The 13,158-nt window shown below is 48.4% G+C and carries 11 protein-coding genes; 2 read left to right on the top strand and 9 right to left on the bottom strand.

Features of this window, described 5'->3' with window-relative positions:
• Positions 1 to 28: 28 nt before the first annotated feature.
• From FN808_RS15115 to FN808_RS15075, 9 genes are all read right to left on the bottom strand, one after another.
• Positions 29 to 1,351, bottom strand: coding sequence for a tetratricopeptide repeat protein (locus FN808_RS15115; RefSeq protein ID WP_142715450.1), 1,323 nt, complete (start codon positions 1,349 to 1,351; stop codon positions 29 to 31).
• 60 nt (positions 1,352 to 1,411) lie between these two features.
• Positions 1,412 to 2,716 carry a hypothetical protein gene (locus tag FN808_RS15110; protein WP_142715449.1) on the bottom strand — a complete coding sequence of 435 codons (1,305 nt, stop codon included), beginning with the start codon at positions 2,714 to 2,716 and terminating at the stop codon, positions 1,412 to 1,414.
• Between the two features lie 2 nt (positions 2,717 to 2,718).
• Positions 2,719 to 3,936: a hypothetical protein gene (locus FN808_RS15105; RefSeq protein ID WP_142715448.1), complete on the bottom strand. Its 1,218-nt coding sequence runs from the start codon at positions 3,934 to 3,936 to the stop codon at positions 2,719 to 2,721.
• Positions 3,937 to 3,957: 21 nt separating this feature from the next.
• Entirely contained in the window at positions 3,958 to 4,776 is an 819-nt protein-coding gene (locus FN808_RS15100) for a glycogen/starch synthase (RefSeq protein WP_142715447.1), read from the bottom strand.
• Between the two features lie 36 nt (positions 4,777 to 4,812).
• Positions 4,813 to 5,631, bottom strand: coding sequence for a phosphosulfolactate synthase (locus FN808_RS15095; protein ID WP_142715446.1), 819 nt, complete (start codon positions 5,629 to 5,631; stop codon positions 4,813 to 4,815).
• Between the two features lie 207 nt (positions 5,632 to 5,838).
• The gene (gene glgB, locus FN808_RS15090; protein WP_185958438.1) at positions 5,839 to 7,698 is read right to left on the bottom strand and encodes a 1,4-alpha-glucan branching protein GlgB; all 1,860 of its coding nucleotides are present in this window, start codon (positions 7,696 to 7,698) and stop codon (positions 5,839 to 5,841) included.
• 244 nt (positions 7,699 to 7,942) lie between these two features.
• On the bottom strand, positions 7,943 to 9,346 hold the full coding sequence (locus tag FN808_RS15085) for a Glu/Leu/Phe/Val family dehydrogenase (protein ID WP_142715444.1): 1,404 nt from the start codon (positions 9,344 to 9,346) through the stop codon (positions 7,943 to 7,945).
• 105 nt (positions 9,347 to 9,451) lie between these two features.
• Complete coding sequence (locus FN808_RS15080; protein ID WP_142715443.1) at positions 9,452 to 9,970, bottom strand: 2'-5' RNA ligase family protein; 519 nt, start codon at positions 9,968 to 9,970, stop codon at positions 9,452 to 9,454.
• Positions 9,971 to 10,501: 531 nt separating this feature from the next.
• Complete coding sequence (locus tag FN808_RS15075) at positions 10,502 to 10,762, bottom strand: hypothetical protein (protein WP_142715442.1); 261 nt, start codon at positions 10,760 to 10,762, stop codon at positions 10,502 to 10,504.
• Between the two features lie 95 nt (positions 10,763 to 10,857).
• Between FN808_RS15075 and dinB the strand changes: the two genes are divergently transcribed.
• Positions 10,858 to 11,961: a DNA polymerase IV gene (gene dinB / locus FN808_RS15070; protein WP_246068369.1), complete on the top strand. Its 1,104-nt coding sequence runs from the start codon at positions 10,858 to 10,860 to the stop codon at positions 11,959 to 11,961.
• A 134-nt stretch (positions 11,962 to 12,095) separates the two neighbouring features.
• Entirely contained in the window at positions 12,096 to 13,109 is a 1,014-nt protein-coding gene (queA, locus tag FN808_RS15065) for a tRNA preQ1(34) S-adenosylmethionine ribosyltransferase-isomerase QueA (protein ID WP_246068368.1), read from the top strand.
• Positions 13,110 to 13,158: the final 49 nt, after the last annotated feature.

Genomic DNA, 13,158 nt, shown 5'->3' with positions numbered 1-13,158 from the left:
GATAAAAAGTTTTGCCAACAGTTAAAACTTATCGGCGAACGGTTGTGCTTTCGCCAATCCAACCATAGCAGGAGTTCAAAGAAGCATCAACACTGATCTGCTGGCCTTCTTTCCAGTTTTTGAAAAACTGCTGCTCGGTAGTCGGTGTTACCGGCGCATAAGCATTAATTTTATTATTGGCTTCACTGCTGACGGAACTGTCAACACTCTTTGCCTTATTCAGATAATCCAGGACCAGCCAGTATACAACCCGGTCTTCCACTTCCAGTTTTCGGTTGCTGGTACACTGGTTCACAGCCTGAGAATAGGCATCCGCAATGTTGATATAGGGTTTCCCCCAGTCGCTGTCGTGCTCCAGCGCCGTTCGGGCATACTGCCGTGCACTCTGCAGCTGATCGCTGTTTAAATAAGCGCTTGAAATATTCAGGGCGATAGCGGCTTTCTGATCAGCATTTTCAGCCTTGTCCAGCGCCTCCTTGAAATATTCAATGGCCTCGCTGTAGCGGGCATCACTCTGTGCACTTTCTCCAAGCGCCAGGCTGTTTTCGTAATTCGGGTTAATCTCGTACAGCTTTTTATTTATCTCGGTCAACTTGGCAACCATGTCCTGGCTCTCATAGATGTCCTGAAGCTGTTTCAAAAGCTCTTCATTTTCCGGGTCATCCGCCAGCTCTCCCTCCAGAAAAGCGATGCGTTCATCCGGAGAATCGAACAGCTTATTTCGTGCATTACTGAAATAATTCTGGAGCTTTTCGGGGGCATGCGGTTCAGCTTTTTCGATTATGGCCAGCGCCTCATCTTTTTTATCCTGTGCAATCAGATTCTGCAGCATGGACTGCACATAGTAACCGTCACCCATTTTAGTAAACTCCTCGGGTTTCTGTTCAAACGCCTTCTTGTATTCCGCGGCGGCTTTGGCAGAGGCATCTTCTATATTATCGGCATGAGTTTCATAGAAACGGCCCTTTCGCACCGACCACTGGTAGGCATCCAGGTCACTCCCGTATTTCTCGGAAACCTTGTCAAATATGGTCAGAGCCGTATCCGCATAGGCTTCAGCCACAGCCGGGTCAGTCGCATTCTCACCGAGTTTTGAATAAATTGTGATGAGACGGCGCAGGTTACGCTTCAGATCGAATTTGGGATACCCCTCGATGGTTTCCGGCATGCCCTTCCAGATCCACCGGCCGAACTGTAGTGCCCCTTCATAGGACTCATTTTTATAATTTTCGTAAAATATAGAATAAGCTTGTATCTCACTCATCCCACTTGGCGGCTCCTGGGTAGATTGTGCCGTAGCCCAGCTACTGCTGAATAAGATAAAAGCCGATAAAAGAAGTAGCTTTTTCATAACTCGTATTTTTTATCTATGGTTCATGTTATAAACTCGTTTCCGCACCATTTATTTTGTCTACTGCAATTTTGGCCGGTAAAACATTAATTCTGATAGATTCAGGGATAAGCGCACACCCCATATCTGTTCTTTGACCAAATCCGTGCTTTTTGTTCCACGAATTCCGTATTCAAAGCTTAAATCAATAGAAGAATTAGACGTATTTGAGCCCGGGGACAGGATGCCCAGTCCTACAGAAAGTTTTAAGGTATTGATTTTTTCTCCCTGGATCTGCAAGTGCCCTGTATCGTATGAACCCCCTATGCGATACTTAAACTGCGATAAAAACTTGTTGGAACCTGTAATGTAAGGAAAATATTGGAATCCCAAACCAAATTTATAGCGATCGACAAATAAATCACTCTCCGAGGGCTTAAAATCGTTGTCAAAGTTCGACCACCGCTCATAGGTTCCCTCGGTTGCAAACATCGTCAACCTGTTCGGATGATAACTCAAACCGGCATTGATGGTCATGGGGAGGGTAATGGTTCCGCTTCCCAGGTTTTCCCCATCCTTTGTGGAAAGGGAACGCACGCCCATATCAGCGGTTTGTTTGCGTTCTGCATCAACAGAAACAGGGAGATTTACGCTGGCCCCTATTCCGAGCTGATCTTCCGACCCCAGCAGTCCGGGCACGCGAATATGGGCTCCAAACCGATTCCCAAACCCACTGCCGCTGGTTTCAAGGGTATAGCCGACGGCCTGGTAGTCGGTATTGGCAAAAACGCCCGTATAGGCATCATCAAGAGAAACAAAAACAACAGAAGCCGCATATCCTACTGATATGTTTGGCGTAATGCGCCATCCAAAGCCCAGTTCCGCCCGGTTGGCACCGCCGTTACCACGGTTTTCAATACCGTAAAGCAGCGTATCCTGGGCGGCCCCTTCGCCTACATATTTAACATTTTCCTGGTAATTTCTGAAATTTGACTGTGTCACCGGGCTAAAAGAGGCAGACATCCCAAACCTGCCCCTGACAAGTGGCAGCTGCAGCTGGAATTGACTCATGCCAAAATTAACATTCGTGGCTTCGGAATTTCCCTCGCTGGCCGTATATGAGGTGATTCCCACACCGCCATATCCCAGTCCATATACCGTATTACCCCAGTGAGCGGGATTTGTGAGACTGGCAACCGATGTTTCATCATACGACACCCCCGTTAGCCCCATTGACCGGGACGAAATGTTGGCTGTGCCCGACGGGAATCCAATGCCCAATTTAGAATATACGGACCCACTGGTAGCCTGCTGGTCCTCCGACTGGGCTAGTGCTGCAGTACTGCAAAAACATAAAAGTAACGCTACAAATAGAAGTTTTTTCAACGTTAGTCAGTGCTGTTGTTTAAATAGGTAATTACAAGTTCTGGAGCATTAATACTGTCCGGATCAATCGTCAACAGGCTTGCCCTTACTGCACCATCAGCGGGCAGCATCAGATAAAATTTCCGATTCTCCGGAAATCCGTTGATGAAGGCATTTTGCATAAAAGCTGTCACATTAAAATGAAAAGCCTGGTCCTCCTCCGAATAGATGCCTGTAGAGACGGGCGTGCCGGCTATAAGGTTATCCGGTGTCTGTTCCGGACTTACAAAGTGCAGCTGGGCTGAACGCGACCGGGCGCGTCTGACCGAGCCGGAAACAGATTGTTCCATCATCAACTCATCCTGGTGAAAGACGAGCTCCGCTTTGGCAATACTGGGTCCCGTAATATCGACATCGGAGATGTCCAGCTGGAAGTGCAGAATCTGCTCCAGCATATTATAGACTGCAGCCTTTCCCTCGGCAGTCGCCGGTTCATTCTGCCGCTTGAGCTGATACGCCCACTGGCTGCTGGCCACCTGAAAAGTGTCCGTTTCCGGGTTTTCTATCACAAACCGGGTGGACTGTGCATCGAGAGGAATAATTTTATTACTTCCGGTTGGAACCAGTGCCAGGCCGTGCACTTCGTTGGCATAGACTGAATCCGCATTGGCATCATCGGACTCCGCATACTTGCGATAATAATTGCTTACCCAGGCAGGATCCAGCGGCACATCCAGGGAATCCTCCTGTTCCACCGTGAACGTAGCCAGCGACTGGCTCTCATCAAGGGTCAGATTATCCTTCAACTTAATGGCCTTGTCGCGCCAGTATTCCGTAATTCGATAAATCTCGAAGCTCTGGTTAGCCAGTGTATCCCCGTAGACATTCTGCGAGTCAAAAATGATACGCATCTTCATGGTGGCATTCTCCTCGAGGCTGTCATCCGGAGAGGGCAGAGATGGTTTTACAAGGCCCGTGGCTGCCAGATCTCCAAATAGCGGATCACTGAAGCCCCCGGCCGAAAAGTAGGCATAACGCCCCGAAAACGAATTAAAGCCGGTCGTATCGACCACCTCAATCGTATCACGGACAACCTGAACCTGGGCCTTGGAGTCACTCAATCCACTACCAACCGAACCGGGACTTTCACAACTTGCCAGAGCTACTGCCATGCCGAAAACAACTAGAAAAGGAACTATTTCGGCACTTCGAAGGGTGCTGCTCATTATCTTTTGCAACAAAATGCTACTCTAATAATTTTATTAGGATTCTTCAGTTTCTTCCTCAGTCCCGGCTATCTCATCGTAGTACCGTGCGAACTTGTCGGATACATTCTCCGGGGAACCCTGAATTTTCTTTGGCGTAATATTGAGCTTCGCAAAAAGATCATCCAGCTGATCGGTCAGATGGTTTCCGGTGACCACGTGATCGCTGTATTTCAGACCAAGGGTGCGAAGGTCAACGTTGTCACCCTCAACAAGATTGTCCTTGTTAAAAGAATCCGGCAACCCAATAAGGTCGAGCAGCTTTTTATTAAATACACCATTATTCTCCGGATGATGGATATTATATATAAGCTGTGTATCCTTGAAAAGATCCAGATCATTATATTTTTCTTTGACCAGCAATGGAATGAGTCCCGCCGGCCAGTCGTGGCAATGAATAATATCGGGCTTCCACCCCAGCTTCTTCACAGTTTCCAGGACGCCTTTGCTGTAAAAGACGATGCGCTCATCATTGTCGTCGTAATGCTCGCCATTGTCAGGATTCATAAACATCGCCTTCCGCTCGAAATAGGTGTCGTTATCCAAGAAATAAACCTGCAGCTTGGCGTTCGGAATGCTTGCCACCTTGATGCGCATGCTTTCAATCTTGTCACCCACCTCAACTTCAATGCCGGAGAGCCGAATTACTTCATGCAGCCGGTTTCTACGATCGTTAATGGTACCGTATTTTGGTAACAGAATACGAATTTCATACCCCTTATCCTGTAATGATGCCGGTAAAAAACGCAGCAGATCTGCTGTATGCGTCATTCGGGCAAAGGGAGAGATCTCAGCTGCAGCGTATAAAACTTTCATATGTTATAGGAGTAACTTCGTTGGTATTTCATTGATTTAATCTTCCGACTTGCTGTTCTCGCGGTCGGGATAGAGCTGATTCATATCCTCATCATCAAGAGAATAAAAATCAAAAAGGGTGTCGCCCCGAAGCCCCAACCGAAGGGTTTCCACCGGTATTACTTCCGACGGCTGGACGTTGCCCAGGTTTACGTTGCTTCCGAATTTGCGGATAAACCAAACCTGCTGCTCTTTCTGTGGAGCCTCAAAGATAAGATTTTCCACCGGAACCTGATCAGCAATTTCATCGATGAGACCGGACCGCACTTCCCCGTTGGGTCGGAAAACCCCCACAGTTCCGCTTTCCCGGGCCTCGCAAATCACCTTCCACGCCCCTGCATCGAGCTCTCGCTCAATCATTTTCACCCATTTGTAGGGAGGGATGATATCATTGGGATTTTTACTGCCAATTTCTGACAAAATTGTAAAGTGCTTACTCATAAGCTGAATTATCTCCACCTTTCGCTGGTCGGAAAGCCAGATCGTGCCGTTTGAAACTTCGGCATGGCCAATCTTGAATCGATCCAGCAGCTTCATATAGGCATCCAGCTGGTCACGCAGTACATAGGCTTCAAACAACGTGCCCCCGAAGTACACGGGGATGTCCGCATTGGCATATACGGCAAGTTTATCTTCAAGGTTTTGAGTAACATAACTGGTACCCCACCCCAGCTTCACGATATCTATATAATTGGAACAGGACTCGCAAAAGTCTTCGACCTGGCGGACGCTCAATCCCTTATCCAGGATGAGTGTCATTCCTTTTTCGCGGGGTTTTTCAGTACGACTGGGAAGATGATTAAGCTTGAAAGCCATTGAACATTACAATTTTGACAAATTAAACGAACAAATATACTAAAATACAGCTTGGTAATAAAATGAAACCCGATCTTATTCACAAACGGTTTAGCTCATAAAGAACAAAATTGTTCCGCCAGGCTTGTTCCCCCGCCTGGCTTTACAAGCGGAGAAGGCCCTGTTTCCGCCCAAAAGAATACCGCGGTGAAATACCGTCCCGCAAAGCTACTGATCAACAGGCTTCAGCAACAGACCTGTAAAAGAAGGAACAGAAACATGCTGTTTACCCATCTGTCCGTAGTGAGAACCCCGGTTTTGTCCCCCGTAGTATTCCGAATCACTATTGAATATGATGTCGTACTGCACCCCGTCGAACGGCCCCAGATGATAATTGTCGATGGAATAGTCGGCAAAATTCAAAATAGCCAGGAGATGATCCGAGGGGTCCTTCGCCTTGCGCAAAAAGGCGAAAAAGCAGGGCGTTTCGCGGCCCAGCTCTATCCATTCAAATCCCTCGTTTTCGCGGTCTATCTCATGCAATGATGCCTCTTTTTGGTACAGCCGGTTAAGATCACTGACCATTCTCTTGACTCCCCGGTGGCGTTCATGGTCCAGCAGGTGCCAGTGCAGCGCGAAGTCTTCCGACCATTCTGACGTTTCGGCAAATTCATTGCCCATAAACAACAGTTTCTTGCCGGGATGACTGAAAAAATAGGTATAAAGCAGACGAAGATTGGCAAATTGCTGCTGCTCACTGCCCGAGCTCTTCCAAACCATGGGATTTTTCATATGGACCACTTCATCGTGCGAGAAGGGAAGCAGAAAATTCTCCGAATAGTTGTACATCATGGGAAAGGTAATCTTATCGGGATCTTCGCTTCGCTGCTCCGGTTGCTTCTTGATATAACTCAGCGTGTCATGCATCCAGCCCATATTCCACTTATAGTCAAATCCAAGCCCCCCGTGATGTACGGGTTTGGTAACCCCCTCCCACGAGGTTGATTCTTCAGCCAGGGTAAGGATGCCCGGAAACTCGCGATGGATAATGGTATTGAAATCTTTCAGGAAATCGATTGCCTCCAGGTGCTCATTGCCCCCGTACTTATTGGGCGTCCATTCGCCCTCTTTCTTGGAATAATCCAGGTACAGCATGGAAGCCACTGCATCCACGCGGAGCCCGTCAATATGAAACTTTTCGCACCAGTACTGGGCATTCGACAGCAAAAAGTTGCGAACGCCGGGCTTCCCGTAGTCAAAAATATAGGTGCCCCACTCCTTCTGTTCCCTTTTGCGGGGATCGGCGTACTCGTAGAGAGGCGTACTGTCAAACATCTGCAGCCCCTGCTCGTCTTTCGGAAAGTGCCCGGGCACCCAGTCCACGATCACACCAATGCCGTGCTTGTGACACTCATTGATAAAATACATCAGATCCTTGGGTTCACCGAACCGGCTGGTTGGAGCATAGTAGCCGGTTATCTGATAGCCCCAGGAAGGGTCGTACGGATGTTCAGCGATGGGCATCAATTCAATATGGGTAAATCCGGACTCCTTGACATAGGGTACCAGCTCCCGGGCCAATTCCCGGTAGCTGAGGTATTCATTGTTATCGGGACCTTTCCTTTTCCAGGAAGCCAGATAAACTTCATAAATGGAGATGGGTTTTCGGAAAGACTGCAGCTCCTCCCGGTTATCCAACCAGCTCTGATCCTCCCACTCAAAGCCATCGAGATCGTATACCAGGGAAGCCGTCTTGGGCCTCACTTCCGCGACCCGCGCATAGGGATCTGATTTGAGGAAGGGCGGGGCCTCTTCTGCGGTCTTAAGCTCATACTTGTACAAGGCCCACTGTTCCACACCGGGAACAAAGGTCGTCCAAATTCCGGTGGAGTCCTCTTTTTCCATGGGATTTTTACGACCATCCCAACTGTTAAATTCACCAACCACACTCACCGAATGGGCATGGGGGGCCCAGACGGCAAAATGAGTGCCCTCCTCTGTGGTATGGGCCCCCAGAATAGTAAATGCTTTGTGGTATACCCCTTCATTCCATTGTTTAATACGCTCAGTAGTCAGCCTTTTCTCCATCCGTAACTCCATTCAGTTATATATGCTCGTGTAAATACCCTGACATGCCTGCAAACGCCCCTCCCCGGCCAATACTTAAGCAAGGCAAAAAGCAATCGTCAATATATGCGACCTTGCCTGTCAGTATGCGTTAGTTCCAGGTGCAGGGTCATTGCATCCGGCCTATCTCTGCCTGTTCATAATTGAATCAGGTAACAGTAACGCCCGGACTGACATCCGGGCTATCTTCTTCTCCTGTCTTATTTTATGGGAAAATTCCCATTTGCTCATACATTACGCCCACTTTCTCAATGGCATTGAGAAAAGCAGCAGTACGCAGATCGATATCATGTTTTTTACGAAGCTCACTCAACTGATCATACGAATTAATCATCGTTTCTTCCAGCCCGGAATCAACCAGGTCATATTCATCGGCACCGTGTGCTAGCTCCTTGAGTTCTTCTTCCGTAAACGACCGATCGGAGCTGTTTTCAATAACATTCAGGATCTTTCTGTAGCTCCCTTCTTCAAATCGTTTCTCCATGCGTCCAAAACGGACATGAGACAGATTTTTCAGCCACTCGAAATAGGAAACGGTCACCCCACCGGCATTCAGGTAGTTATCGGGAATAATGAGCACTCCCTTCTCCTTCAGGGTCTCATGAGCACTTGCCGTTGTCGGCCCATTGGCGGCCTCGCCCAATATCTTTGCCTTTATATTCGCGGCGTTACTCTCATTGATCTGATTTTCGAGTGCGGCGGGAATCAATATATCACACTCGGCCTCTAAAACAGCGGTATTATTCTCCAGAGCCCGGCTGTCTTCAAAACCCATGATGGAACCCGTCTCTTCCCTGTAAGCCATCAATTTTTCCAGGTCTATGCCGTCGGGATCATAAATAGAACCTTCAATCTCAGCCACTCCAACCATCGTAGCGCCCCCCTCGGTCATATACTTGGCGGCATGATAGCCTACATTCCCCAGTCCCTGAATAACAAACGTCTTGCCTTCTATACCGGGCTCCAGCCCCAGTTCCTTCATGTCCCCGGCATTACTGCAGGCCTGCCGGATACCAAAATAGACCCCGCGGCCAGTTGCTTCTGTACGGCCCCGAACGCCTCCCTGAGGAATGGGTTTGCCCGTAACGCAGGCCTCCGCATTCAAATCTGACTTGAGCTGGCGGTAGGTATCTAGCACCCACCCCATTTCCCTGGCCCCTGTCCCGTAATCCGGGGCCGGCACATCTGTCCCGGGACCTAAAAACCCTTTCTTGATAAGCTCATAGGCATAGCGCCGGGTAATACGCTCGATTTCCCTATCGGAATAATTGGTCCGGTCAATCTTGATTCCTCCCTTGGCTCCACCGAAAGGAACATCCACCACGGCACATTTATAGGTCATCAGGGCGGCGAGGGCCATGGTCTCATCTTCATTGACCGTCATGCTGAACCGAATGCCACCCTTGGTAGGCAGTTTATGGTGGCTGTGCTCGACCCGCCACCCGTGGATAACCTCAATAGTGCCATCATCGCGCTCCAAGGGAAAAGTAATGTGGTAGATATTATTGCAAATTTTTATCTGATCCAGCAGTCCTCTCTTGAAACGAGAATGTTTTGCAGCCTCATCGAAGGCCCGATTCACCTGCTTAAAAAATTTATATTCAGACATAAATAATAATCCTTTCGATGATTAATTACGTTGTCATCTGGTAAATCTCAACAGTAAATGAGAATCGGAATATTACCTAAGAGTATCAACTCCAATAGTCTGTCATTATTTCAGCTTAAACACAGCCGTATTAATTTTCCTCCATTCTCTCGGGCGGCCCTCGGTTTGCATGAGCACAACACTCTTCACAGGAAAGGTAATATAAAATTCCCGGCCCGTTATGTTCAGAATGCGCTCCTTTTCATTCTGAGACAAATTGCCATACAACAGGCTCAGGTGGGGCATATATCCATTATCCTCCAGATCAAACAGCTGGCACGCCCTATCCCGTGCTGCATTCAGGCTTTTATTATTTCGAACATGGATGAAAAGCGATTGGTAAAACTGGTCATGATAGCCCGCCTTTGTGAGCGTAACTTCAAAAGGATGAAGTGAGGCGGCAAGTGTATCAGTCAGTGAAATCAGTTCCGTCTCAGATAATTCCAATCCGCCAAGCAGTGTAATGTGAGGCGCAAAGGCGGGCGTTTCATATTTTTCACTCATTTTATTAATGCGTTCCTGTAAACGAAAGGCGACATCCCCACTTGGCTGCAGCCAAAGCGAGTAGACTGACGATGCTGACATATAACCCCTCCAATCTTAATTATAAATGAGGACACAGTATTCATTCACCGGACAAACTTTCCCTTACGTCCGGGAATGGGATTGCATAACACCACAACAATAAGCTAAAAGAGTTTTTCTAATCAGTCAACGATATAATACTCATATTATATATAGATGAGTGACTTCAGATACACCTAGTTACCGTGCTGTTCAATGGTATAGCCGGCACTGATACCTCTCCCATAGAATGGCATGAAAATAAAAAAGGACTCCAACCTGTGTCGGAGTCCTTTTTTGTACACCTCATCACAATCCCTGAAAGCAATCTTAAAAAAATTGTGATAAGATGCCAATACAAATTTAAAAAAATGACACCATCGGGGGAGAACCTGTCCGCCTCCCTACGTAGTGCCTCAGGCGGGGCTCTGCCAGCGCATTACAGCTCCAACCTCCAGCATACCAGGAAGTTTCGGTTATTTTCGCTTGTCAAAACCACCCGGCGCAAGAGCACAAAGCCGGATCTTTCAGCCCCTACAGGCCGCCCGGTATTCAGTGCGCCTTCTGGCTCTGCATGTGAAAAACATTTAATATAAAGAGAATGGAAAGGCTGCCCAGAAATGCAAAAAGCATTCCCCCGGGCAAATCAAGAGCCACCGTCAGTCCACCAACAAGAATGGAGCCGACTACTCCTGCCGCCAGGTTATAAATCAGATCAACCGTTGTATTCCACATCACCAGTTTTACAACCCCTCCTACAAGCAACCCGAGGGCTAACAACCAAAATATTGTAGTGCCATCCAAAACTTCCATTCGACTTTCGCTGTTTTATGTTTAAAATTACGAAAGCGGAAAATAACTTTTTTTTATCGAATTTGGAATTCTAATATCCGGATCTACAACAGATCATGCCACGGCCTGAGCAGATGACTGATAAGTCAACCCGTAAAATTATCCATATAGACATGGATGCCTTCTATGCTTCGGTAGAGCAGCGCGATTTTCCAGAATACCGCGGCAAACCACTGATTGTCGGCGGTTCTCCCGAAGGCCGGGGGGTCGTGGCGGCCGCAAGTTATGAAGTGCGCAAATTCGGGGTACATTCCGCCATGCCCGCTGCCCGTGCCATTCGGCTCTGCCCGCATGCGGTGTTTGTGAAACCGCGATTCGAAGTATACCGCAAAGTTTCCAGCCAGATCCGTGACATCTTTTTCCGTTTCACGGACCTGGTAGAACCCCTTTCACTCGATGAAGCCTACCTCGATGTCACCGAGAACCACATCGGATTGCCTTCGGCAACGCTGATTGCGCGGAAAATCAGGCATCTTATCAAGGAAGAAACCCGTTTGACTGCCTCGGCGGGAGTGGCGCACAACAAGTTCCTGGCAAAAATCGCTTCCGACCTGGACAAACCGGATGGTCTTGCCGTCATTTTACCGGAAGAGGCTGAAGACTTCCTGGCCAACCTCGAAATCGGTGCTTTTCACGGCGTGGGGGAGGCCACAGAATCGAAAATGCATGCCCTGGGTATTTTTATGGGCAGCGATCTGAAGGAGTGGTCGGAGCTGGAACTTATTGAAAAGTTCGGAAAAGTTGGCCGCCATTACTACCGCATTGTGCGCGGCATCGACCATCGCAGAGTCAAGCCGCACCGCATCCGGAAATCCATAGGCAAGGAACGCACCTTCTCTGAGGATGTGGACGACCTTGCCTGGATTCGAAATTTTCTATCCGATCTGTCCCAAAAAGTTGCAGAAAGCATGAAAGACAAACAGGCGGCCGGCAAGACGGTAACACTGAAAGTACGCTATGCTGACTTCGAGACACTTACCCGGAGCACTTCCTTCAACCATTATATCAATGATGCCGAAGATATTACCCGTACAGCCATACAGCTTCTGAAGGACACGGAAACGGGCAGCCGCAAGGTGCGCCTGCTGGGAATTACGCTCTCAAACCTGAATCTGAGCGAAGGCGGACACTTTCGACAGCTGGAGATACCATTTGAATAACCCAGTTGTCGGCCGTTTTTGCTGTCTTTTTTTATTTTGGAAGCTCTTCTACAAACAAACAGCTATTTTCTTATTTTCTGCCCGTTGTCACACAAGAATAGATTAATCCGCGGTAGCCTGCGGAAAATAACAGTATGATGAGTTACTCCCTTTCGGATTTTGATTACGATCTTCCAGAAGAATTGATTGCCCAGGAACCGGCGCAGCCGCGCGACCATGCCCGGCTGCTGATCTACAACCGGTCTGCAGATACGATTACCGACGATTACTTTTACAATCTTCCGGACTACCTGCCCGAAGAGACCACGCTGGTGCTCAACAACAGCAAGGTTGAAAAATGCCGGCTGCTGTTTGATGACGGAAAAAAGGAGATTTTCATCCTGGATGCCGTCAATGACACTACCGTGCGCGCTCTTGTCCGGCCGGGAAAAAAATTCAAAAAGGGGCGGACCGTTCAACTTGCCGACGGAATATCAGCGACCGTCCAAGATATTGATGAAGAAGGAATACGCATGCTGGAGCTCACCCCCTCTCTGAGCCATAAGCTCTACGAGGAATTCAAACACACACCCTTCCCTCCCTATATTGAGCAAAATGAATCACTTTCTGAAGAATACCAGACGGTCTATGCCCGTCCCGACTCTTCAGGAGGAAGCAAGGCGGCACCCACAGCAGGGCTTCATTTTACGGATGAACTGCTTGCCAGAATCAGTCGTGCCGGGATCGCAAAAGCAGAAGTCACCCTTCATGTGGGGCTGGGGACCTTTGCACCAGTCAAGTCAGAAACCATTGACGAACACACCATGCACGCTGAATGGTTCAGGCTTCGGCGGGAAACAGCGCAACAGCTGAATGAAGCAGCTCATATTACAGCAGTAGGCACCACCAGTGTGCGCGTACTGGAGTCGTGCGCACAGCACAACAATCATTTTTCATCCACAGCCATGAAAACGGACATTTTCATACGTCCGGGCTTTACTTTCCAGGCCACCGATGCGCTCATTACCAATTTCCATCTCCCCAAAAGCACCCTGCTTATGCTCGTAGCCGCCTTCACAGGATATGAGAACATGAAAAAAATATACCAGCATGCCATCAGTGAGGAATACCGATTCTATTCCTTCGGTGATGCCATGCTGATAGTATAGGGCAGTGTGTGCTTAGCTGCACATCTGCAATACCCAAAAAGGCAAGCAG

This window comes from Fodinibius sediminis, assembly GCF_900182555.1.
GTDB lineage: Bacteria > Bacteroidota > Rhodothermia > Balneolales > Balneolaceae > Fodinibius > Fodinibius sediminis.
This window is presented reverse-complemented; position numbering and strand designations above follow the sequence as displayed.